The sequence below is a fragment of the Actinotalea subterranea genome (genome assembly GCF_008364845.1).
In the GTDB taxonomy this organism is placed as follows: Bacteria; Actinomycetota; Actinomycetes; order Actinomycetales; family Cellulomonadaceae; genus Actinotalea; species Actinotalea subterranea.
Window position 1 is genome coordinate 63,297 of sequence record NZ_VTTP01000001.1, and the last position, 23,434, is coordinate 86,730.

Here is a 23,434-nt window from a genome sequence, read left to right on the forward strand (position 1 = left end):
TCGAGGCCTGCGCCGTGGCCGGTCAAGGGGCGCACGTGCACCGGCCGTGCACATCCGTGCAGAGCCGGTGCGGCACCCGTGGGAGACCGGCTGCTCAGCCCCGGCCGAGCAGGATGCGGGCCTCCGCCGCCATGGTGACCGAGCCCGTGACCAGCACGCCGGCACCTGTCGGGGAGCCGTCCGTCCCGCCCTCGGAGAGCTCGACGGCGCGCGAGATCGCCTCGTCGAGCCGCTCGACGGCGTGCACCCGGTCCTCGCCGAAGACCTCCGCGGCGATCGCGGCGAGCTCGTCCACGTCGTACGCCCGCGACGACGTGGACCGGGTCACGACGACCTCGTCGAAGAGCGGCTCGAGGCCCGAGAGGATCTGCTCCGCGTCCTTGTCCTCGAGGATGCCGACCACGCCCACGAGGCGCTCGAACGTGAACGCCTCCTGCACGCCGGCGACCAGGGCGTCGACGCCCGCGGGGTTGTGCGCCGCGTCGACGAGCACCGTCGGCGACGTGCGGACGACCTCGAGGCGGCCCGGCGAGTGCATGTCCGCGAACGCGGGCTCGACGGTCTCGCCCGCGAGGGCGCCGCCCGAGCGCAGGAGCGCCTCGACCGCCGCGAGCGCGAGCAGCGAGTTGTGCGCCTGGTGCGCGCCGTGCAGCGGCAGGAAGACCTCCGTGTACAGGCCACCCGTGGTGCGCAGGCTCAGGACCTGACCGCCCACCGCGACCTGCCGGTCGACGACCTCGAGGTCCACGCCCTCCCGGACGACGCGCGCACCGACCGCGGCCGCCGCGGCGAGCACGACGCCGTCGACCTCCTCGCGCTGCTCCGCCAGGACGAGCGTGCTGCCCTCCTTGACGATGCCGGCCTTCTCCCCCGCGATGTCGACGAGCTCGTGACCCAGCCAGCGCTCGTGGTCGTAGGAGATCGGTGCGATGACCGCGACGTCCGCCTGGACGACGTTGGTCGCGTCCCACGACCCGCCGAGCCCGACCTCGATCACGGCCACGTCGACGGGCGCGTCCGCGAACGCCGCGAACGCCATCACGGTGAGCACCTCGAAGAAGCTCATGCGGGGCCCGCCCGCGGCCTGGGAGCGCTGGTCGACCATGTGCACGTACGGCGCGACGTCGTTCCAGAGCTCGACGAACCGGTCGGGCGTCACGGGCTCGCCGTCGATCGCGATGCGCTCCGTGACGCTCGTCAGGTGCGGGCTCGTGAAGCGTCCGGTCCGCAGGCCGTGCTCACGCAGGAGCCGCTCGACCATGCGGGTCGTCGATGTCTTGCCGTTCGTCCCCGTGACGTGGACCACGCGGTAGGCGCGCTCGGGGTTGCCGAGCAGGTCGCACACCTCGCGGACCCGGTCGAGCGTCGGCTCGAAGTCGTGCTCGGGGTTGCGCGCGAGGATGCCCGCGTAGACCTCCCGCAGCGCCTCCTCGCCACCGGACAGGGGGCCGCCGTGCCCGTTCATGCCCCCGCCTCCGCGTCCTGGTCGGCACGCTCGACGCGCACCGAGGCGACGCCGTCGACGGCACCCTCCGTGACCGTGAACGCGGTCGCGAGCGTCTCACGCGAGATCATCTCGCGGTGCGTCCGGACGGCGGCCGCGCGCTCCGCCGGGACCGTGAGCGTCAGGTGGATCCGGTCGGAGACCTGCAGGCCCGCCGCCTTGCGCTCGTCCTGGACGAGGCGGACGACGTCGCGCGCCCACCCCTCGGCGAGGAGCTCGTCGTCGAGCGCGGTGTCGAGCAGCACCACGCCGCCGTCGGACAGCACCGCGGCCACCTGGTCCGCCCGGCCGCCGTCCTCGCTGGGCGCGACGACCGTCGTGAGCTCGTACTCGCTCTCGAGCAGCGGCACGAGGCCCGACCCCGTGCGGACGACGACGCCGCCGTTCGCGTCGCGCTCCCAGTCGCCCGCCTTCGCCGCCCGGATGACGTCCTGGACGCCCTTGCCGAGGCGCGGGCCGGCTGCGCGCGCGTTGACCGAGAGCCGCGCGGTCACGCCCAGGTCGCCCAGGCTGACCTCGGCGAGGTCGACGAACGTCAGGTGCCGCACGTTGAGCTCGGTCGCGATCAGCTCGCGGTACGGCTCGACGGCCGCCGGGTCGTCGAGGGCCACGCCGAGCTCCCGCAGCGGCTGACGCACGCGGATGCCGTGCGCCTTGCGCAGGCCGAGCGTCGCGGACACGATCTCGCGGACCTGGTCCATCGCGGCCACGAGCTCCATGCGCTCGACGAGCACGTCGCCGTCGGGTCCGTCGAGAGCCGGCCAGTCGGTCAGGTGCACGCTGCGCCCGCCCGTGAGCCCGCGCCAGATCTCCTCGGTGACCAGCGGCGCGAGGGGCGCCATGAGCCTCGTGAGCACCTCGAGGGCCGTCCACAGCGTGTCGAACGCGTCGTCGTCCTCGGCCCAGAACCTGTCGCGCTGGGTGCGCACGTACCAGTTCGTCAGCATGTCGAGGTGCTCGCGCACGGCCTCGCAGGCGCCCGGGACGTCGTACGCGTCGAGCAGCGCGGTGGTCCGCTCGACCAGGTCGCGCGTGCGCGCCAGGACGTACTGGTCCAGCGGCGGCAGGCCGTCGACGCGCGACGGGTCGACGCGCCGGGCGGTGTAGCCCGCGCCGTCGTTCGCCGCACCGCCGTAGAGCGTGAAGAAGTACCACGTGCTCCACAGGGGCAGGAGGACCTGCCTGACGCCGTCGCGGATGCCCTCCTCGGTCACGACGAGGTTGCCGCCGCGCAGGATGGGTGACGCCATGAGGAACCAGCGCATGGCGTCGGAGCCGTCGCGCTCGAAGACCTCGTTGACGTCGGGGTAGTTGCGCAGCGACTTGCTCATCTTGCGGCCGTCCGAGCCGAGCACGATCCCGTGCGAGACGGACGTGCGGAAGGCGGGCCGGTCGAAGAGCGCGGTCGCCAGCACGTGCAGCGTGTAGAACCAGCCGCGGGTCTGCCCGATGTACTCCGTGATGAAGTCGCCCGGGTAGTGGTGCTCGAACCAGTCCGCGTTCTCGAACGGGTAGTGCACCTGGGCGAACGGCATCGAGCCCGAGTCGAACCACACGTCGAGCACGTCCGGGATGCGGCGCATCGTCGACCGGCCCGTCGGGTCGTCCGGGTTGGGCCGCGTGAGCTCGTCGATGAAGGGCCGGTGCAGGTCCGTCACGGGGCGGCCGAAGTCGGCCTCGAGCTCCGCGAACGAGCCGTAGACGTCGATGCGCGGGTGCTCCGGGTCGTCGCTGACCCACACCGGGATCGGGGTGCCCCAGTAGCGGTTGCGCGAGATCGACCAGTCGCGGGCGCCCGCGAGCCACTTGCCGAACTGCCCGTCGCGGATGTGGTCGGGCACCCAGGTGATCTCCTGGTTGAGCTCGACCATCCGGTCGCGGAAGTCCGTGACGCGCACGAACCAGCTCGAGACCGCCTTGTAGATCAGCGGGGTCCGGCAGCGCCAGCAGTGGGGGTAGGAGTGGTCGTACGTCTCGTGGCGCACGACGACGGCGCGCTGCGCCTGCGCGACGTTCGCGAGCGGGCCGGAGCCGGCCTTGAGGTCGGCGATGATCACCGGGTTGGCCTCGAAGACCTGCTGGCCGGCGTAGTCGCGGACCTCGGCGGTGAAGCGTCCCTTGCTGTCGACCGGGACGACGGGCGCGATGCCCGCGGCGTCGCACACGGCCATGTCGTCCTCGCCGAACGCGGGTGCGAGGTGCACCAGGCCGGTGCCGTCCTCGGTGGTCACGAAGTCGCCGGCGAGCACGCGGTGCGCGTTGGCGTGCCCCTCGAAGTACCCGAACGGCGGGGTGTAGCGGCGCCCGACGAGCTCGGTGCCCGCGAGCGTCCCGAGCACCTCCAGCCGGTCGGCCTCGGGGACGTCCTGCCCGACGCCGCCGAGCTCACGTGCGTACGACGCGAGGCGGCTCGCGGCGAGCACGAGCACCTCACCGTGCAGCGCGGAGCTCGCGGCGGGGCGCACCCGCACGTACTCGATCTGGGGCCCGACGGCGAGCGCGAGGTTCGACGGGAGCGTCCATGGCGTCGTCGTCCACAGGAGCGCGAGCTCGCCCGTCTCGAGGCGGACGCCGACGGTCAGGGCCGGGTCCTGCCGGGACGCGTAGACGTCGTCGTCCATCCGCAGCTCGTGGTTCGACAGCGGCGTCTCGTCGCGCCAGCAGTACGGCAGCACGCGGTAGCCCTCGTAGGCCAGGCCCTTGTCGTAGAGCTGCTTGAACGCCCAGATCACCGACTCCATGAACGTGGGGTCGAGCGTCTTGTAGTCGTTCTCGAAGTCGACCCAGCGCGCCTGGCGCGTGACGTACGCCTGCCACTCGTCCGTGTAGCGCAGCACCGAGGTGCGGCACGCCTCGTTGAACGCGGCGATGCCCATCTCGTCGATCTGCGCCTTGTCGGTGATGCCGAGGATCCGCTCGGCCTCGAGCTCGGCGGGCAGCCCGTGGGTGTCCCACCCGAACCGGCGCTCGACCCGCGAGCCCCGCTGGGTCCGGTAGCGCCCGACGATGTCCTTGGCGTAGCCGGTGAGCAGGTGCCCGTAGTGCGGGAGCCCGTTCGCGAAGGGCGGGCCGTCGTAGAAGACGAACTCGTTCGTGCCGTCGGGCCCCGCGGGGCGCTGGTCGATCGACGCCTGGAACGTGCCGTCCTGCGACCAGTAGGCGAGGACCTCGCGCTCGAGCGCGGGCAGGTCCGGGGAGGCGGCGACGGCGGGCGTGCCGCCGTTCTGGGCGGCCCGGTGCAGCGGGTAGGCCATTCGAGGGGCTCCTGTACGTCACGGTGCTGGCTGGTCGTCCTGCGGCCACATCGTGCGAGGACGACGTCCCGGGGCATCGTGCCCCGCTCCACCGCGGTACCACCTCGCTTGCCGACGCACCCCATCCGAGGACGGTGCGCGACGGCCGCTCGTCGGAGGCTGTGACGGGCCCACCCGTCCGGTTCTACCGGGCCCCGCGAGACCGCCGCGGAGCCGTTCTTCCGGAGGCTCGCCGGTGATGGCCGGGTCGACGCCTGTGCAGCGATCCTACCGGGCGCCGCAACAGGGCTTGACCTTGACGTAACGTCAACTCCTACGGTCGTGGACGTCCGAGGAGAGGAGGGGAGGCATGAACGAGCGTGAGCACACGCGGCTGCGCGACGAGTGGTCGATCCAGGAGATCGCCCGGCTCGTCGGCACGACCAGTCGCACGCTGCGGCACTACGACGCCATCGGGCTGCTGGCGCCGTCGCGCATCGGGTCGAACGGCTACCGGTGGTACGACGGGCCCGCGCTGGTCAGGCTGCAGCGCATCCTCGTGCTGCGCGAGCTCGGCCTCCCCCTGCCCGCGATCCAGCGGGCGCTGCGGGACGAGCAGGACGCCGCGGCGGCCCTGCGCGAGCACCTCACCCTGCTGCGCAGAGAGCAGCGACGACTGGAGCGGCAGGCCGCCTCCGTCGAGCGGACGATCGCAGCACTCGACTCAGGAGGAAGGCTCATGGCCGAGAACATGTTCGACGGGTTCGACCACACGCAGTACAAGGAGGAGGTCGAGCAGCGATGGGGGGCCGACGCCTACGCGTCGGGCGACGCGTGGTGGAGGGGGATGACGGAGGCGGACCGTGAGGGCTGGACGGCCCTCGTGGCGCAGCTCGGCGCCGACTGGTCCGCCGCGGCGCAGGCGGGCACGGATCCCGCCTCGGCGCAGGCCCAGGCGCTCGCGCAGCGGCACGCCGACTGGCTCGCCGGGATCCCGGGGACACCGGGGCACGGCACCGGCCGGCCCGCGAAGGAGTACCTGCTCGGGCTCGGCGACATGTACGTCGCCGACCCGCGCTTCGCCGCGAGCTACGGCGGCGAGCGCGGCGCGACCCTCGTACGGGACGCGCTGCGGGTGTGGGCGCAGGCGCACCTGTAGGAGCCGGACGCGCCGGGTCGGACGGCGATCCACCGCCTGACCCCGCGCCGTACTTGTGCGGCCTTCCCGCCCCGGGGCTCAGCCCCGGGGCGGGGACCCGGTCACGTGTACCAGGTCGGCTCCGGCACCTCGTCCAGCAGCGCGAAGAGGCCCACCTCGCGGCGCTTGTACGCGATCGGGTCGTGCAGCGAGTGGGTGCGGACGTTGCGCCAGAACCGGTCCAGGCCGACGTCGCTCGACGTCGCGCGCGCACCCGTGACCTCGTACACACGCGTGCCGATCTCGAGCCCCACGTCGACCGCGCGCTGCTTGGCGGCGGCCACCAGGACGGCCACCTCGCCCCGCGCGCGCGGCGTCAGCCCGTCGGGGTCCAGGTGCAGCTCCTCGATCGCCTCGGCGGCGCGGTCGGCGAGCGCCTCGGCGGCCCACAGCTTCGACTGGAGGTCGCCGTACGCGTCCAGGACGTACGGCTCGTCGACGCCGCGCTCCCGGTCGTCGCCGCCGTAGGGCCACGGCCGCGTGCGCTCCCTGGTGTACGCGAGCGCGGTCCGCAGCCCGCCGGTCGCGATGCCCAGGTAGAAGCTCGTGAACACGAGCTGGATGGCCGGCAGCGCGAGCGTGTTGTATACGCGCGGCCGGAACTCCTTGTCGAGCCAGCCCAGCGCCGCCGACCACGGCAGCACGACGTCCTGGACCGTGACGCTCCCGGACTCCGTGAGCCGCTGCCCCAGGGCGTCCCAGCCGTCGTGGAACGTGATCCCCGGGTGGTCCGACGGGGCCAGCGCGAAGACGTGGTGCTCGTGCCCGTCGATCGCGGCCTCGAGCCAGGTCACGTCGGAGACCTTGGACCCGGTCGAGAAGGTCTTCGCCCCGGAGAACATGAGGTCGTCGCCCGTGTCCACGGCCACGAGGTCGGCGTCCCGTGGGTTGACGGCTCCGCCGAAGAACCACCGCTCGCGCGTGGCGGTCGCCGCGATCTGCTCGGTCTGACCGGGGTTCCCGTAGAACGCCGGGAGCTGGGACCACAGGTAGTGGTAGCCGAGCAGCTGCCCGATCGACCCGTCCCCCTCGGCGACCCTGCGGATCACCTGGTAGGCGGTCTGCCAGCTCTGCCCTCCCCCGCCCTGCGCCCGCGGGCCGAGCAGGGTGACCAGTCCGGCCTGCTTGAGCAGGCGGACCTCGTCGTACGGCGTGGCGAGGGCGCGGTCGCGTTCGACGGCGTCGACCTCGAGGATCGCCGCCACCTCCTCCGCCCGTCGGACCCACGCCTGCGGCGTCGTCGGGGCGGGGCTCGCCGCCCAGGGCGAGGCCGTGACGGCCCGTGCTGTGGTGATGCTCATCGCGTTGCTCCCTGCGTCGTCGGGTGGTCCTGGTGACCACTCGTGGTGCGTGCGGGTGGTGCTGCGGGTGGTGATCTCGCCGGCGGCGCCACGGAGGTGCGGCGCGCGGCCGTGGGTCAGCCGACCGGCTGGTCGAGCGCGGCCGTCCGGAAGGCGTTCGACGGGTGGCCCGGGAGCGGGCGCCGCACGCCCTCCCCGAAGAGCCGCTCGCGGAGCGTCTCGCCCGGCGTGTACGCCGTGCGGTAGCGGCCGCGGCGCTGCAGCTCGGGCACCACGAGGTCGACGAAGTCGACGAACGTGCCGGGCGAGAGGTGCTGGATCAGGTTGATCCCGTCGGCGTCCGTCGTGTCGACCAGCTCCTCGATCCGGTCCGCCACCTGCGCGGGCGTCCCTGCGACGAAGCGCGAGTCGTTCTCGGGCCTCGACAGGTGCTGGACGAGCTCGCCGACCTTCTTGCGCCCCTCACCCTGGGACCACATGCGCTCGAACGTCTGCATCGCGTCGCCACCGCGGTACTCGAGGAAGGCGTCCGTGTCGTCGCCGGAGAGGTCGATGCCCGCCCAGCCGCTGAACAGCACGAGGTGCCCTTCGAGGTCGCGGTGCTCCTGGAGCACTGCCACCTTGTCCTCCGCCTCGGCCTGCGTCGGCGCGACGACCACCTCGGCACCGACGAACGCCTTGACGTCGCGCGGCCCCCGCCCGGCCTCGACCGCCAGGCGCCGCAGGTCGGCGATCTCCTCGCGTCCCTGCTGGTCGTCCCGCGGCAGCAGGAAGACGGCCTCGGCGTGGCGTGCCGCGAACGCCTTGCCCCGGCTCGAGGTCCCCGCCTGGTAGAGCACGGGGGTGCGCTGGCGCGACGGCTCGGACAGGTGCGGACCGGCCACCGTGTAGTACCTGCCCTCGAAGCCGATCTCGTGCACCTTGTCCGGGTCGGTGTACGTGGGACCCGCGGGGTCGAGCACCACGGCGTCGTCCTCCCACGAGCCCTCGAGCAGGCGGTAGACGACCTCGAGGTACTCCTCCGCGATCGCGTACCGGTCGTCGTGCTTGACCTGCTCGGTCAGGCCGTAGTTGAGCGCCGCGTCGGGCAGGTACCCCGTGACGACGTTCCAGGCGAGCCGGCCGTTGGTCAGGTGGTCGAGCGTCGAGAGACGGCGTGCGTGCCCGAAGGGTGGCTCGTACGTCGTCGTCGAGGTGACCGCGAACCCGAGGTGCTCCGTGACCGCCGCCATCGCGGGGACGACGAACGCGGGGTCGATGTTCGGCACCTGCATCCCGGCGCGCAGCGCGGCACGCCTGCTCCCCTGGTACGTCGTGTACGTCCCGACGACGTCCGCGAGGAAGACCGCGTCGAAGAGCCCCCGCTCGAGCACCCGCGCGAGGTCCGTCCAGTACTCGAGGTCCTTGTACTGCGTGCGCCGGTTGCCGGGCACGCGCCACAGGCCGTGGTTGATGTGTCCGGGGGTCGCCATCTCGAAGGCGTTGACGTGGATCTGCTGGGCCATCGGTCGGTCCTTGTCGGTCGGTGCCCGGTCGCGGGCAGGGTGGCCGGGCCCGGGCGGTCCGGGGCCGGAAGGGTGTGGTGGGTGTGCCTCAGGCGGGCGCGAGCCCGGCCACGAGGTCGGGTGCTCCGATGGCCGCACGGAAGGCGTCGGCCGTCCGCGTGACGCACTCGCGCGCCGTGTCGTCGACGAGCACGGGCCCACCGGTCGTGTGGTCGATGTGCGTGTCGAGCACGAACCGGCCGGTCGTGATGTGCCGCGCGCCGAGGGACACGAGCACGGGGCGCAACGAGTAGTCGATGGCAAGGAGGTGCGCGACGGTCCCGCCGGTGGCGAGCGGGAGGACGGCCTTGCCCTGGAGCGCGGACTGCGGCAGGAGGTCGAGGAAGACCTTGAGGAGGCCGGAGTACGACGCCTTGTAGATCGGCGTCGCCACGATCAGGGCGTCGGCGGCGACGACGGCGCGCACGGCGTCCGCGATGCCCGGCTCGGCCGTGTCGGCCGCGAGGAGCGCAGCCGCCGGCAGCTCGCGCAACGCGAGGGTCCCCACGACGTGGCCCTCGGCGGCGAGCTCGTCGCCCACGTGCCGGGCGAGGGCCGAGGTGCGTGAGCGAGGTGACGGGCTGCCGGTGAGGACGAGGATTCTGGCCATGGGATCTACCCCTTCGGTCGAGGTCGACGGGTCGGTGGAGGTCGGGCTCGGGTGGTGGACGTCGTGCCGGACGGGACGAGGCGGGACGGGACGCGGGCGTCCGGGCACGGCCGTGCGCGCCGGCGTCGCCGGGCGCGAGCGGGATCAGGAGCTGGAACCGCCCCGGGACGGGCCTCGAGGTGCGGGCCGGGACCACGCACCGCGGCCGGCGATCAGGAGCGCGGACGGACCGGGTGCCCTGCGGCGAGCGGGGAGCGCGTGGGCGTGCGGGACCACGGGCACCGGACCACTCGGTCACGGACCCGAGGGCGCACCCCGGGCGAGGCGGGCGTGAGGCGTAGGAGCCCTCGCGCAGGCGTCAGGTGCTCACGGGCGCGCGGCGGCGGCACGGGGTGGCGGCGTCGGAGCCCCCTGCGCCCCGACGCGTCGCGGCTCGAGTGCGCCGGTCCGCCTGGTCGCCACCGCTACGCGGTGCCCGGGGACCGGTCGGCGCGTCCCTTACTGACAGCAGGCGCCGAGGGCCTCGGCCGGTACGCACATTCGTGCGGCGGCGAGGTCGCGCGGCACGGTGAGCGGTCGGACGGAGGTCATGTCACGACCATGACAGCGCGCCCGAGAGATGGGAACCCGCGTCCCAAGATCCGGGACGACGGCAACGCCCGGCCCCGCCGCGAGCCAGGGCGTCGACGCCCGGCGACCGGGGTGTTCGCCGCGGCGCCTCACATGCGGTCCGCACGTGCCGATGCGTCACCACGAAGGCACGGGCGGCACGGCCATGCGACCGTACGGCCGTGCGAGGAAGGGTGAGCATGCCTGCAGTCGACGCGCAGGGGGTCACGGGCACGATGACGCCCGTCGACCGGCCCGACCACGACCTCACGGACCCGCTCGCGGACGAGCTCGAGTTCCTCCTCGACTCCGACCCGACGGCTGCGGCACGCCTCGCGACCGCCGAGGCCGAGCGCGCGCACGACCTCGGCGACGAGGACGCGGAGATGCGGTTCACCTACTACGCCGCCTACGCCCACCACCTCCTGGGTGCCGACGCGGCTGCCCTCCGGGCGGCCGCGCGCGCCGAGGCTCTCGCCGACGAGCGCGGCGAGCTCGTCTGGCAGTCGCGGGCCGTGGCGTGCCGCGGGCTCGTCCACCACGAGCTCGGCGACGTCGAGGACGCCGTCGACCTCCTGCGGCGCGCGGTCGACCTGCGACGCGAGGCGCACGACGCAGCCGGGACCGCTGAGATCCTCAACAGCCTCGGGACCGTCTACACGGGCATGGTGCAGTTCGCTCCCGAGGCCGCCCAGGTGCTGACCGACGCACGGCGGCTCTGGCTCAGCGCGGGCGACTCCGACCGCGCCTCCGTGGCCCTCGCCAACCTCGCGAAGAACTACGTCGCGACGAGCGCCCGGATCGCTCACACCAACCGGCGCGGAGCGATGGCCGCGGCGCGCCAGGCGCTCGTCGTCGCCCGTCAGGCCGTCGACGAGGCGGACGCGGCGGGCCTCGCGCGCACCGGGGTCGACGCGAGGCTCGCGGTCGCCGGCGCTCACCTCGTCGAGGGCGACCTCGCGGCGGCAGGGGCGGTGCTGGGCGCCACGGCGGCGATGCTCGACCGGTTCCCCTCGCCGCGGCAGCAGCTCGTCCTGCACCTCGTCCGCACGCGCTGGCTCGTGCTCAGCGGACGGCACGGCGAGGCGATCGAGGACGTCGAGCGGGGCCTCGAGCTGTGCGACGACCTGGGCCGCCCGACCGAACGGCTCGAGCTGCTCCGCACGCTGGTCGACGCCCACGAGGGCGCCGGGGACGTCGTGGCAGCCCTCGCCCGGCTGCACGAGGTCGACGCCCTGCGGATCCAGCAGAGCGAGGCCGTGGCGGAGCGTCGCGCGGTGCTCCTCAGCTCACGCCTCGACGTCGAGCGCGCGGAACGGGCCGCGGAGGCAGAGCGTCGGCGGGCCCAGGCCCTCGAGGCGCGCAACGCCCGCCTCGCCCACGAGGCCACGCACGACGCGCTCACGGGGCTGGCGAACAGGCGGGCGCTCGACACGGCGCTCGCCGAGTGGATCGGCCAGACCAGCCGGCCGTTCGCGGTCGCCCTGGTCGACATCGACCACTTCAAGCGCGTCAACGACGAGCACTCGCACCAGGTCGGCGACCAGGTGCTGGCCCGGCTCGGCAAGGAGCTGCGCACGTCGCTGCGGGACGACGACATCGCGGCGCGCTACGGCGGCGAGGAGTTCGCGCTCGTGCTCTCGCACGTCGACACGGACGCGGCGTTCGCGGTGTGCGAGCGTGCGCGGTCGATGGTCGCGGCCCTGACCTGGGACGGCGTGATGCCGGGTGAGCAGGTCACCGTGAGCATCGGCGTCGCGACGTGCATGTTCGACACCGGCGCGCAGGAGCTCCTCAGCCGCGCCGACGCCGCGCTCTACCGCGCGAAGGCGGAGGGTCGCAACCAGGTCCGCCTCGCACCCTGACGCCACGCCGCCGTACCGGGCGGGGAACCCGGCAGGCGAGTGGGTCACCCGGCAGGCGGGCGGGCCGGGTCAGCGTCGGGCGACCTGGGTGTTCGACACCTGTGCCCGGGGCCTGACGACCATCAGGTCGACGTTGACGTGGTGGGGGCGCGTGAGCGTCCACACGATCGCGTCGGCCACGTCGTCCGCGACGAGCGGCTCGTCGACTCCGCGGTACACCGCGTCGGCCGCGTCCTGGTCACCCCGGAACCGGGTCAGGGAGAACTCCTCGGTGCGGACCATGCCCGGTGCGACCTCGATCACCCGGACGGGCTCGCCGACGAGCTCGAGCCGCAGCGTCGTCGCGATCTGCCGCTCGGCGTGCTTCGCCGCCACGTAGCCGCCCCCACCGGGGTACGTGCCGTGCGCGGCCGTCGAGGTCAGGACGAGGACGTCACCCCGGCCGCTCGCCCGCAGCGCCGGCAGGAACGCCTGCGTCACGCGGAGCGTGCCGAGCACGTTGAGCTCGTACATCGCGCGCCAGTCGTCGAGCGCGCCGCCCTCGACCGGGTCGGTCCCGATGGCGCCGCCCGCGTTGTTCACGAGCGCGTGCACGGGGCCGCCGCCGGTGACCTCGGCGACGAGGCGTGCGACGTCGTCGTCGGACGTGACGTCGGCGACCACTGCGGCGGCTCCGGTCTCGGCGGCGAGCGCGGTCAGCCGGTCGGCACGCCGGGCGACCGCGACGACGTCCCAGCCCTCCGCGCGCAGGCGACGCACGGTCGCGGCGCCGATCCCGGAGGACGCTCCCGTGACGACGGCACGCAGCGGTGTGCCCGGCACACTCGGGCGGGCGGGGGGCGTGACGGACGCGTCGGTCATGCGTGGAGCTCCTTGTCGATGACGGTGAGGGCCTCGTCGTAGATCGCCAGGGCACGCTCCACCTCGGCGGTGGTGACGACGCACGGCGGGACGACGTGGATGCGGTTGTCCGCGAGGAAGGGCAGGAGGCCGCGGTCGAGCAGCGCACGCTTGAGCCGCGCCATGGCCGCGGCGGGCAGCGGCTCACGGGTCGTCCGGTCCGCGACGAGCTCGAGGGCCCAGAACACCCCGAGCCCGCGCACCTCGCCGACGACCGGGTGGCGGTCGGCGAGCGCCGCCAGGCCGGGCCCCAGGACGTCGGCACCGATGCGTGCGGCGTGCTCGACGACGCAGTCCGCCTCCATGGCGGTCAGCGTCGCGACGATGCTCGCCATCGCGAGCGGGTGGCCCGAGTACGTCAGGCCGCCGGGGAAGACGCGCTCGTCGAAGGTCGCCGCGACCTCGTCCGACAGGATCACGCCGCCGACCGGGACGTAGCCGGAGTTCACGCCCTTCGCGAACGTCACGAGGTCGGGACGGACGCCGACGTGGTCGAAGGCGAACCACGCTCCCGTGCGGCCGAACCCGGCCATGACCTCGTCCAGGATGAGCAGGATGCCGTGCCTGTCGCACAGCGCACGCACCCCCGCGAGGTAGCCCGGCGGCGGGACGAGGACGCCCCCGGTCCCGACGACGGTCTCGAGCAGGACGGCCGCGACCGACGCCGGCCCCTCGGCCTCGATGACCCGCTGGAGGTGGTAGAGCGCCCGCTCGGACTCCTCCTCGGGGGTCGTCGCCCAGAACTCCGTGCGGTAGAGGTAGGGGCCGAAGAAGTGCACGTGGCCCCGCGCGAACTCGTTCGGCACGCGCCGCCAGTCCCCCGTCGCGACGACCGCGGCGCCGGTGTTCCCGTGGTACGAGCGGTAGGCGGACAGGATCTTGTCGCGGCCGGTGTGGGCACGGGCCAGGCGCATCGCGTTCTCGTTGGCGTCCGCGCCGCCGTTGGTGAAGAAGACCTTCGACATCTCGGCGGGGGCGTGGGCGACGATCGCGCGCGCGGCGAGACCCCGCGTGAGGTTCGCGTGCGCGGGTGCGACGGTCGGCAGGACGTCCGCCTGGGCCTGGATCGCGGCGACGACGGCCGGGTGGCGGTGCCCGACGTTCGTGTTGACGAGCTGGCTCGAGAAGTCGAGGTAGCGCCGCCCGTCGAAGTCCCAGACCTCGCAGCCCAGCCCGCCGGCGATCGCGAGCGGTGCGAGCGAGGCCTGCGCCGACCACGAGTGGAAGACGTGGTCGCGGTCGAGGCGGAGCGCGAGCTCGCCGTCGCCCGGGTCCGCGGTGCCCGGGACGTCCGCAGGGAGTGCAGCGCGCACGGCGTCCGGCGTCGGGTTGTCGGTCATGGCCCCACCTTTCCAGAGGGTTCGCCGCGGGCGCAGCGTTCGCAGGGACGAGCGGGTCGGTCGCCCGGTGCGTGCGGCGGGGCGGGCACGCGCCGCCCCGCCGCACACTGGCCCGGCTCAGGCGCCGCCGGGGTTGAGCTCGACGTCGATGGGCTCGTACGCCTCACCCACCACGTCGAGCCCCTCCTCGGCGAGCTCGGCAAGGGCCTGCTCGACGTACTCGGAGGTCCACGCGGACGCCGGCGGCTCCTGCGTGATGATGGTCGCGCCCGTCTCGTTCGACGTCGCGAGGGCCATCTCGACGGTGGCGTCCCACGCGGCCTCGTCGATCATGCCGATCCCGCCCGAGGTGCTCGGCCAGATCAGCTTGTTGACCTCGTTGGTCATCCAGAGCTGGTGGCTCAGGCCCAGCGTCGAGCCCGCGGCCGTGACGATGTCGGCCGCGGCCTGGGGGTCGTCACGCGCGAAGAGCCAGCCGCGGATCGTGGCCTTGAGGAACTTGACGGTGGTCTCGGCGTACTCCGGGTCGTCGGCGAGACGGCCCGCGTCCGCCCAGATCGCGTCCTGGAGCATCGCGGTGCCCTCCTCGTTCCAGTCGATGACCGTGAAGTCCTCGGGCTGGTAGAGCTCCCCGGTGGCCGGGTCCTCGGACTCGAGGAGCTGGGCGTACTCGTTGTAGGTCATCGCCTGAGCGGCGTCGATGTCGCCCGCGAGGAACGCGTTCATGTCGAACGCCTGCTGCACGACCTCGACGTCGGTGACGCCTGCCTTGGTGAGCCCCGCGAAGAGCTCCCACTCGTTGCCGTAGCCCCAGCTCCCGACCGTCTTGCCCTCGAGGTCGGCGACCGAGGAGATCCCCGAGTCCGCGAACGCGACCTGGAGCGTCGCGGACCGTTCGAACACCTGGGCGACGTTGGTGATGTCGGCGCCCTGCTCGATCGAGCCGAGCACCTTGGGCACCCAGGCGATCGCGTAGTCGACCTCGCCGTTGGCCAGGGCGTCCTGCGGCACGACGTCTCCGCCGCTCGGCAGGATCTCGACGTCGAGGCCCTCCTCCTCGTAGTAGCCCTCGGCGAGGGCCGCGTAGTAGCCCGCGAACTGCGCCTGCGCGAGCCACTGGAGCTGGAGCGTGACAGGGGTGAGGTCGCCTCCCTCGTCACCGCCTGAGGGGTCGGCTGACGCGTCGTCCTCGCTCCCCGCCGCGGCCGAGCAGCCCGCGAGGGCGAGCGCCCCGACGGCGACGACGCCCGCGAGACGTGCCCGGGTGCCCGGGCGGCGGCGCGGCGCACCCGCGCCCGGCGTCTGGCCTGCCAGCGCCGGGTGCTCCCGGCGTCCTGGACGGATCGTGCGTGGTGTGCTCGTCATGGCTGCTCCTTCGGTGACCTGGTGCCGGGGGTGCTGCGGGGTGCTGCGGGTACGGATGACCGACCGACCTGGCGTCCTCGACAGGCGGACCTCTGGGGGCTCATGCGGTCGCGGGGCCGGAGCGGCGCCGCACGAGCTGCTCGACGGCGAGCGCGACGCCGTAGAAGACGAGGCCGACGACGACGCCGCCGAGCACGAACGCCCAGGCGCGGGCGTAGTTGCTGCCCGCCGCCGCCGTCGTGATGAACGAGCCGATGCCGGAGCGCGGTCCCCCGAAGTACTCGGCGACGATCGCCGAGATCACCGCGAGCGAGGAGGCGAGGCGCAGGCCCGTGAAGACGAAGGGCAGCGCCGCCGGGACCGTCACGGTGCGCGTGACCTGTCCGGGAGCCGCCGCGTAGGCACGCATGAGGTCCCGGTGCACCTGCCGCACCTGACGCAGGCCGCGGCGCGTGTTGACGTGCACGGGCACGAGGACCGCGACGGCCGCGACGAGCTGTCGGGCGAGCTCGGAGCCCGCGCCGAACATCGTGTAGAGCACGGGGGCGAGCGCGACGACGGGGACGACGGCGAGCCCTGCGACCACGGGCGCGACAAGCCCGTCGACGGCGCGTACGAGCCCCGCCAGCACCGCCGACCCGATGCCGAGGACGGCGCCCAGGACGAGCCCGACGAGCGCGTTGCGACCCGTGACGCCGATCGCGCCGCTGATCGTCGGCCAGAGCGCGACGAGCTCCCCGCCGATCGCCGTGGGGCTCGGCAGGAGGAACGCGGGCACCTTGCCGACCACGACGACCGCCTGCCACGCGGCGAGCAGCGCGACGGCGAGCAGGACGGCTGGCGCGACCCGGCCGAGCGCCACGGCTGACCGCCTCATCGGGTCTCCACGCCGCGCGACGGGACGTCGGAGCCGCCGTGCAGCGCCTCGCGCACGCGCCTGACGGCGTCGAAGTACGCCGCGTCCTCGCGGAGCCCGTCGCCGCGGGCCGCGCCGAGCCCGACGTCCACCACGCTCGTGATCCGGCCCGGCCTGGGCGACATGACGACCACCCGGTCCGAGAGGAACACGGCCTCGGGGATCGAGTGCGTCACGAAGACGACCGCCGCACGCGTCTGCGCGCACACGCGCACGAGCTCGACCTGGAGCCGCTCGCGCGTCATCTCGTCGAGGGCCCCGAAGGGCTCGTCCATGAGCAGCAGGCTCGGCTCCTCCGCGATCGCCCGCGCGATCGCGACGCGTTGCTGCATGCCGCCCGAGAGCTGGTCGGGGAAGTGCCCGGCGAAGTCCGCGAGGCCGACGAGCTCGAGGAGGTGGTCGGCCCGCGCCCGCCGACCGGCCCGCCCCACCCCGTGCAGCGCGAGGGGCAGCTCGACGTTGGCCCGGACGGTGCGCCACGGCAGGAGGCCCGCCTGCTGGAACGCGATCCCGTAGTCGTGCGCCAGGCGCGCCTGCTCCGCGGACCGGCCGAAGACGGTGATGCTCCCGGCCGTCGGTCGGTCCAGGTCGGCCACGAGGCGCAGCAGGGTGCTCTTCCCGCAGCCCGAGGGACCGATGAGCGAGACGAACTCCCCCGCACCGACCGTCAGGCTGACGTCCTGGAGCGCGGCGACTGCGGTCCCGTCCCTGCCGAACACGCGCGAGACGCCGTGGACCTCGACCGCGACCGCCGCACCGTGGGCGACGACCGGGCCGGGCACGGTCGCCGGGGCGCTCACGCGGCCACCTCCGCACGACGGAACCGGGCGAGCGGCACGCCCAGCGCGGCGACGAGGGCCGCGACGACGAGCCCGAGCAGCACCGCGCCCAGCAGCGGGGCCCACGGCTTGGCCGGGTCGCTGCTCGCGAAGTTGGCGAACTCGAGGATCATGCGCCCCACCCCTCCTGGTAGACCTGTCGAGACCTCTGCGACCACCGTCCCGACCACCGCGTTGGCCGCGGCCAGGCGCAGCGCGGGCAGCAGGTACGGCACGCTCGCGGGCAGGCGGAGCCGCACGAGGGTCGCCCACCACCCCACGCCGTACGTGCGCATGAGGTCCCGGTGGATCGCGTCGGGCGACTGCAGCCCGCGGAGCGCCCCGACGGCGACGGGGAAGAACGCCAGGTAGGACGCGATGACGGCGACCGACATCCACCCCTCCCAGGCGAGCGTGCCGAGGGTGAGCCGGCTGCCCCAGCTCCGCACGAGCGGGGCCAGGGCGATGAGCGGGACGGTCTGGCTCAGCACGACGAGGGGCAGCACCGCGCGCTCGGCGAGCGTGAACCGCGCCATGCCGACCGCGAGCGCGAGCCCCACCCACACGCCGACGACCCAGCCCGCGACGGCGATGCCGAGGCTCGTCAGACCCGCGCGGAGCACGGCGAGCCACAGCACGGGTGCACCGGGCGCCGCCGTCAGCGGCTCGGCGAGCCGGGCCGCCATGTCCCACACGTGGGGCATCGCGAGGTCGCTCGTGCGCGGCAGGACCCGGAGCTCGCCGACGCTCGCGCCCGCGTCCGGGCCGAGCAGCTTGTAGAGCTCCCAGAGCGCGACGACGCCCAGCACCCCGGCGACGCCGAGCGTCACCTCGCCCGCACGCCGCGTTCCGGCACCCGGCGCGAGCCGCACCGCCCTCATGCGGTCGCCACCACGTGCTCACGCAGCGCGGGGATGACGCGCTCGCCGTACATGCGCAGCGTCTCCTCCTTGTTGTCGTGCTGGAGGTACCCGGCGAACTGGGTCACGCCGAGCTCACGGAGCGCCTCGAGCTTCTCGACGTGCTCGCGGGGGCTGCCGAGCAGGCAGAACCGTTCGACGATCTCGTCGGGCACGAAGGTCGCGTGGCTGTTCCCAGCCCGGCCGTGCTCGTTGTAGTCGTACCCCTGCCGGCCCTCGATGTAGTCGGTCAGCGCCCGCGGGACGCTCGACCCCGCCCCGTACTTGGTGACGATGTCCGCCACGTGGTTGCCGACCATGCCGCCGAACCACCGGCACTGCTCGCGCATGTGCGCACGCTCGGCGGGCGAGTCGCCGTTGCCCACGTACATGGGCGCGGCCACGCAGAACTTGACCGCGTCCGGGTCGCGCCCGGCGCGCTCGGCCGCGTCGCGCACGGCACGGATCATCCAGGCGGCGATGTCCGGGTCGGCGAGCTGCAGGATGAAGCCGTCGCCGACCTCTCCGGTGAGCTTGAGCGCGAGCGGGCCGTACGCGGCGACCCACACGTCCATCACGGAGCCCTCGCTCCACGGGAAGCGGACGGTCGCGCCGTTGACCTCGGCGGACCTGCTGTTCGCGAGCTCCCGGATCACGTGGACGGACTCCCGCAGGGTCGCGAGGTTGCTGGGGCGCCCGTTGAGGGTCCGGACCGCGGAGTCGCCCCTGCCGATGCCGCAGATCGTGCGGTTGCCGTACATCTCGTTGAGGGTCGCGAACAGCGAGGCGATGACCGTCCAGTCCCGCGTGGCCGGGTTCGTCACCATGGGCCCGACGACGACGCGCCGCGTCGCGGCGAGGATGGCCGAGTAGATGACGAAGGGCTCCTGCCACAGCAGGTGCGAGTCGAAGGTCCACACGTGGCTGAACCCGTGGGTCTCGGCCTGGCGCGCGAGCTCGACGGTGCGTGAGGCGGGTGGGTTCGTCTGCAGGACGACGCCGAAGTCCATGTCGTCTCCCCTCAGACCAGGTACTGGGTGAGGTCGCGCCGCACGTAGCGCCCGTGGCCGGCCCGGCCCAGGAACTCGCCGCCGTCGACGACGACCTCGCCGCGCGAGAGGACCGTGTCGACGTGGCCGTCGACCTCGAACCCTTCCCAGGCCGAGTAGTCCATGGCCATGTGGTGGGTCTTGCCGACCCCGATGCTCGTGTGGCCGTTCGGGTCGTAGACGACCACGTCGCCGTCGGCCCCGGGGGCGATGACGCCCTTGCGGCCGTACATGCCGAACATGCGCGCCGGCGTCGTGCAGCAGATCTCGACCCACCGCTCGAGGGTCAGGTCGCCCGTGACGACGCCCTGGTAGAGCAGGTCCATGCGGTGCTCGACGGAGCCGATGCCGTTGGGGATCTTCGAGAAGTCCCCCAGGCCCATCTCCTTCTGCCCCTTCATGCAGAACGGGCAGTGGTCGGTGGAGACGAGCTGGAGGTCGTTGGTACGCAGCGCGCGCCACATGTGGTCCTGGTGCCCCTCGGCACGCGAGCGCAGCGGTGTGGAGCACACCCACTTGGCGCCCTCGAACCCGGGGGCGCCGAGGTGCTCCTCGAGCGAGAGGTACAGGTACTGCGGGCACGTCTCGCCGAACACGTTGAGGCCGCGGTCGCGGGCGGCGGCGATCTGGGCGACGGCCTGCTTGGCGGAGACGTGCACGACGTACAGGGGTGCGCCCGTGAGGTCCGCGAGCATGATCGCCCGGTGGGTCGCCTCCTCCTCGGCCTGCCACGGGCGGGTCGTGCCGTGGAAGTACGGAGCGGTGTCGCCCGCCTCGAGCGCCTGCCGGACGAGGACGTCGATCACGCTGCCGTTCTCCGCGTGCATCATGACCATCGCCCCGTTGGTCGCGGCCTTCTGCATGGCCCGCAGGATCTGGCCGTCGTCCGAGAGGAACACGCCGCGGTACGCCATGAAGAGCTTGAAGCTCGTGACGCCCTCCGCGATCAGCTCGTCCATCGCGTCGAGCGACGAGTCCTGCACGTCGGACAGGATCTGGTGGAACCCGTAGTCGATCGCGCAGCTGCCCGCGGCCTTGTCCTGCCACAGGGCGAACTGGTCGACCGGGTTCTCGCCCGGGTACTGGACGACGAAGTCCACGATCGTCGTGGTGCCGCCCCACGCCGCGGCGCGCGTGCCCGTCTCGAACGTGTCCGAGGCGGACGTCCCGCCGAACGGCATCTCCATGTGCGTGTGCGCGTCGATGCCGCCGGGGATCACGTACTTGCCGCGCGCGTCGATGACGCGGTCCACGTGCGCGGCGACGTCGAACCCGAGCAGCGTCGACCCGGGCTCGAGCACGGCGGCGACGGTCTCGCCGTCGATCAGGACGTCCGCGAGGCCGCGGCCCGTCGCGTTGACCACGGTCCCGCCGGTGATGAGGGTCTTCATGGGGGCCTCCTGGTGGGGACGGGTCAGGGCGCGACGATCGGGCCGTACGCGTCGGGGCGACGGTCACGGAAGAACTGCCAGCGCTCGCGCACGGTGCGCATCGCGTCGAGGTCGAGGTCCCGGACGACGACGCCCGGCTCGGTGCTGCTGCCGACGTCGCCGATGACGTTGCCGTCGGGCCCCACGAAGTACGAGCTGCCGTAGAACTCGACGGCCTCGTCCCCGTACTCGTTGTCCTCGCGGCCCACCCGGTTGTTGGCGGCCACGAAGTACCCGTTGGCGACTGCCGCGGCGGGCTGCTCGATCTCCCAGAGCTTGTTCGAGATCCCCGGCGCGGTCGCGTTGGGGTTGAACACGATCTCCGCGCCGTTGAGCGCGAGGGTGCGCCAGCCCTCCGGGAAGTGCCGGTCGTAGCAGATGTTCACGCCGACCCTGCCGACGGCCGTCTCGAAGACCGGCCAGCCGAGGTTGCCGGGCCGGAAGTAGAACTTCTCCCAGAACTTGGGCAGGTGCGGGATGTGGTGCTTGCGGTACTTGCCGAGGTAGGTGCCGTCCGCGTCGACGACCGCGGCCGTGTTGTACAGGACGCCGGGCTGGTCCTCCTCGTAGACGGGCAGCACCATGACCATGCCGAGCTCGCGGGCCAGCGCCGCGAACCGGTCGACCGTCGGGCCGGGCACGGACTCCGCGTAGTCGTAGTAGGCGGCGTCCTGCGTGATGCCGAAGTAGGGCCCGTAGAAGAGCTCTTGGAACGCCACGACCTGGGCGCCCTGCGCCGCGGCCTGCCGAGCGAAGTCCTCGTGCAGGGCGATCATGGACTCCTTGTCACCGGTCCAGGTCGCCTGGGTGATTGCCGCGCGTACGACTGCCACTGCGCCTCCACGTTCACGGGTGACCGCGACGTCCGTGCGGTCACGCTCCGAGGTGCCCGGGCCGCCGGGGCCGCCCGGGCGCCGCTGCCAGGTTTGTGATCCTGGGCCGTGAACATTTCTGCGCGGTGTCCCGCGGTTTCGGTCCGGAGAACGCCGATGACGCACGTGTAAAACCTTCGGCCGCGCGCACCTGCCCCACGTGCGCTCGGGGCGGAGGCGCCAGTCCGGGGCGCCGCGAGCGGGCACCATGACGGCATGGAGGCGCGCGACGAGGACCGGAGCCCGGCTGGCATCGCCGCCGGGCTCGCCCGCCGCATCCACGCGGGCGAGCTGGTCGCGGGTGACCGGCTGCCGACCGTCCGCCAGGTCGCGGTGGACCTCGGGGTGAGCCCCGCGACCGTGAGCGCGGCGTGGCAGGCGCTCGTCGGCGCCGGCCTCGTGGTCACGCGCGGCCGCGCCGGGACGTTCGTGCTCGGCCAGCGCAGCGGGTGGCTGCCGCCCCGGTACCGCGACCTCGCCGGCCCGGCGGGCTCGTACCGCCTGGACCTGTCCTCGGGGACGCCCGACCCACAGCTCCTGCCGTCGCTGCGCCCCGCCCTCGCCCGCCTCGCCGCGCGCGACCTCACGGGTGCCATCGCCGGCACCGGGAGCTACGTGGACCCGCCGGTGCTGCCCGCCCTCGAACGTCAGCTGCGCGCGACGTGGCCGTTCTCCCCCGGCGCCCTGACCGTGGTCGACGGAGCGCTCGACGCGATCGGGCGCACGCTCGAGGAGGTCGCCGGGTTCGGCGCCCGGGTCGTCGTCGAGAACCCGTGCTTCCCGCCGCTGCTCGACCTCCTCGACCACCTGGGCCTCCAGCACGTGCCGGTGGCCCTCGACGCGGCCGGGATCCGACCCGACGAGCTCGGTGCCGCGCTGGCCACCTCTCCCGCGGCACTCGTCCTCCAGCCGCGCGCGCACAACCCGACGGGGGTGAGCATGACGCGGGCACGTGCGACGGAGCTCGCGGAGGTCCTGCGCGCCCACCCCGCCGGGCGTGACGTCGTGGTCGTGGAGGACGACCACTCGGGGGCCATCGCGACGACGCGCGAGGTCAGCCTCGGCAGCCACCTGCCGGGCCAGGTCGTGCACGTGCGCGGGTTCTCCAAGTCTCACGGGCCGGAGCTGCGGATCGCCGCGGTCGGCGGGCCGGCACGGCTGATCGAACGCCTCGTCGCACGCCGCATGCTCGGGCCGGGGTGGACGTCACGCATGCTCCAGTCCGTCCTGCTCGACCTGCTCACGGATGCCGACGCGGTCGCTGCGGTCAGCGAGGCCCGGCGCCTGTACTACGCACGGCAGCGGCACGTCGTGCGCGAGATGGTGTCGCTCGGCGTACCCGTGCGTGCGGGCGACGGCATCAACCTGTGGGTCCCGGTGGCCGACGAGGAGGCGGCCCTGGCCCTGCTCGCCGCGCACGGCGTGCTCGTCGCGCGCGGGGCACCGTTCGCCTCGGGGCCGTCCGGGGCTGCCTCGCTCGCCCACGTGCGCGCGACGGTCGGCCTCGTCCGCGGCGACTTCGAGGACGTCGCGCGCCTCCTGGCGGCCGCCGCCCGGGCCTGAGCGGGCTGTGGCAGCATCGACCGCATGATCGTCGTCACCACGAACGACCTGCCCGGCCACCGCATCGAGGCGGTGCTCGGCGAGGTCATGGGCCTCACCGTGCGCTCGGCCAACCTGGGCGCCAACTTCACCGCCGGCTTCCGCGCGATGGGCGGCGGCGAGATCCCGGAGTACACCGACCTCGTCTACCAGAGCCGCCAGCAGGTCATGGCCCGCATGGTCGAGGAGGCGCGGCGGCGCGGCGCGAACGCGATCCTGGCGATGAGGTTCGACAACGGCTCGATCGGCCAGTCGTTCTCCGAGGTCTGCGCGTACGGGACCGCCGCCGTGGTCCGCCCGATCCCGGCCGGCGAGCCCGGGGCGAACGAGCAGTCGGCCCACCTCGCCCGGACCGGTGGCGTGGCCGGCGCACCCGTGG

General features: G+C 73.5%; 18 protein-coding genes. 4 read left to right on the forward strand and 14 right to left on the reverse strand.

Annotated elements, in window-relative coordinates; translation table 11 throughout:
* Positions 1-94 precede the first annotated feature (94 nt).
* Both FZ988_RS00305 and ileS read right to left on the reverse strand, forming a co-directional pair.
* A complete protein-coding gene (locus FZ988_RS00305) occupies positions 95-1,465 on the reverse strand; it encodes a bifunctional folylpolyglutamate synthase/dihydrofolate synthase (RefSeq protein ID WP_149202021.1) in 1,371 nt (456 codons plus the stop codon).
* On the reverse strand, positions 1,462-4,758 hold the full coding sequence (ileS, locus tag FZ988_RS00310; protein ID WP_149202022.1) for an isoleucine--tRNA ligase: 3,297 nt from the start codon (positions 4,756-4,758) through the stop codon (positions 1,462-1,464). Before ileS ends, FZ988_RS00305 begins: the two co-directional genes overlap by 4 nt.
* A 349-nt stretch (positions 4,759-5,107) precedes the next feature.
* On the opposite strand from ileS, the gene FZ988_RS00315 reads away from it, so the two are divergent.
* On the forward strand, positions 5,108-5,896 hold the full coding sequence (locus FZ988_RS00315) for a MerR family transcriptional regulator (RefSeq protein ID WP_149202023.1): 789 nt from the start codon (positions 5,108-5,110) through the stop codon (positions 5,894-5,896).
* A gap of 101 nt (positions 5,897-5,997) precedes the next feature.
* Here the strand turns inward: FZ988_RS00315 and FZ988_RS00320 are convergent, their stop codons facing one another.
* The 3 genes from FZ988_RS00320 to ssuE form a co-directional block, all read right to left on the reverse strand.
* Positions 5,998-7,236, reverse strand: coding sequence for an acyl-CoA dehydrogenase family protein (locus tag FZ988_RS00320; RefSeq protein ID WP_149202024.1), 1,239 nt, complete (start codon positions 7,234-7,236; stop codon positions 5,998-6,000).
* A 116-nt stretch (positions 7,237-7,352) separates the two neighbouring features.
* Positions 7,353-8,741, reverse strand: coding sequence for an LLM class flavin-dependent oxidoreductase (locus FZ988_RS00325; RefSeq protein WP_149202025.1), 1,389 nt, complete (start codon positions 8,739-8,741; stop codon positions 7,353-7,355).
* 88 nt (positions 8,742-8,829) lie between these two features.
* The gene (ssuE, locus tag FZ988_RS00330; protein WP_149202026.1) at positions 8,830-9,390 is read right to left on the reverse strand and encodes an NADPH-dependent FMN reductase; all 561 of its coding nucleotides are present in this window, start codon (positions 9,388-9,390) and stop codon (positions 8,830-8,832) included.
* A gap of 809 nt (positions 9,391-10,199) precedes the next feature.
* Between ssuE and FZ988_RS00335 the strand changes: the two genes are divergently transcribed.
* Positions 10,200-11,864 (forward strand): tetratricopeptide repeat-containing diguanylate cyclase, encoded by a 1,665-nt coding sequence (locus tag FZ988_RS00335; RefSeq protein WP_149202027.1) that lies wholly within the window; start codon positions 10,200-10,202, stop codon positions 11,862-11,864.
* A gap of 69 nt (positions 11,865-11,933) precedes the next feature.
* Here FZ988_RS00335 and FZ988_RS00340 read toward each other — a convergent pair whose 3' ends face one another.
* The 9 genes from FZ988_RS00340 to FZ988_RS00380 form a co-directional block, all read right to left on the reverse strand.
* On the reverse strand, positions 11,934-12,725 hold the full coding sequence (locus tag FZ988_RS00340; RefSeq protein WP_149202028.1) for an SDR family oxidoreductase: 792 nt from the start codon (positions 12,723-12,725) through the stop codon (positions 11,934-11,936).
* Positions 12,722-14,104 (reverse strand): aspartate aminotransferase family protein, encoded by a 1,383-nt coding sequence (locus tag FZ988_RS00345; protein WP_149202029.1) that lies wholly within the window; start codon positions 14,102-14,104, stop codon positions 12,722-12,724. The genes FZ988_RS00340 and FZ988_RS00345 overlap by 4 nt, the downstream gene beginning before the upstream one ends.
* 117 nt (positions 14,105-14,221) lie before the next feature.
* On the reverse strand, positions 14,222-15,469 hold the full coding sequence (locus tag FZ988_RS00350; protein WP_149202030.1) for an ABC transporter substrate-binding protein: 1,248 nt from the start codon (positions 15,467-15,469) through the stop codon (positions 14,222-14,224).
* Between the two features lie 100 nt (positions 15,470-15,569).
* Positions 15,570-16,346, reverse strand: a complete 777-nt coding sequence (locus tag FZ988_RS00355; protein WP_149202031.1) for an ABC transporter permease — start codon at positions 16,344-16,346, stop codon at positions 15,570-15,572.
* Complete coding sequence (locus FZ988_RS00360; protein ID WP_149202032.1) at positions 16,343-17,185, reverse strand: ABC transporter ATP-binding protein; 843 nt, start codon at positions 17,183-17,185, stop codon at positions 16,343-16,345. Before FZ988_RS00360 ends, FZ988_RS00355 begins: the two co-directional genes overlap by 4 nt.
* On the reverse strand, positions 17,182-18,084 hold the full coding sequence (locus FZ988_RS00365; protein WP_149202033.1) for an ABC transporter permease: 903 nt from the start codon (positions 18,082-18,084) through the stop codon (positions 17,182-17,184). The genes FZ988_RS00360 and FZ988_RS00365 overlap by 4 nt, the downstream gene beginning before the upstream one ends.
* On the reverse strand, positions 18,081-19,112 hold the full coding sequence (locus tag FZ988_RS00370) for a TIGR03842 family LLM class F420-dependent oxidoreductase (RefSeq protein ID WP_149202034.1): 1,032 nt from the start codon (positions 19,110-19,112) through the stop codon (positions 18,081-18,083). The genes FZ988_RS00365 and FZ988_RS00370 overlap by 4 nt, the downstream gene beginning before the upstream one ends.
* Positions 19,113-19,123: 11 nt before the next feature.
* Entirely contained in the window at positions 19,124-20,542 is a 1,419-nt protein-coding gene (gene hydA / locus FZ988_RS00375) for a dihydropyrimidinase (RefSeq protein ID WP_149202035.1), read from the reverse strand.
* Positions 20,543-20,565: 23 nt separating this feature from the next.
* Positions 20,566-21,414, reverse strand: coding sequence for a nitrilase-related carbon-nitrogen hydrolase (locus FZ988_RS00380; RefSeq protein WP_149202036.1), 849 nt, complete (start codon positions 21,412-21,414; stop codon positions 20,566-20,568).
* A gap of 255 nt (positions 21,415-21,669) precedes the next feature.
* Between FZ988_RS00380 and FZ988_RS00385 the strand changes: the two genes are divergently transcribed.
* Together FZ988_RS00385 and FZ988_RS00390 are read left to right on the forward strand one after the other, a co-directional pair.
* Positions 21,670-23,016 (forward strand): aminotransferase class I/II-fold pyridoxal phosphate-dependent enzyme, encoded by a 1,347-nt coding sequence (locus FZ988_RS00385; RefSeq protein ID WP_149202037.1) that lies wholly within the window; start codon positions 21,670-21,672, stop codon positions 23,014-23,016.
* A gap of 24 nt (positions 23,017-23,040) precedes the next feature.
* Positions 23,041-23,434 (forward strand): YbjQ family protein (locus FZ988_RS00390; RefSeq protein ID WP_149202503.1); only part of this gene is annotated, 394 nt, incomplete at its 3' end.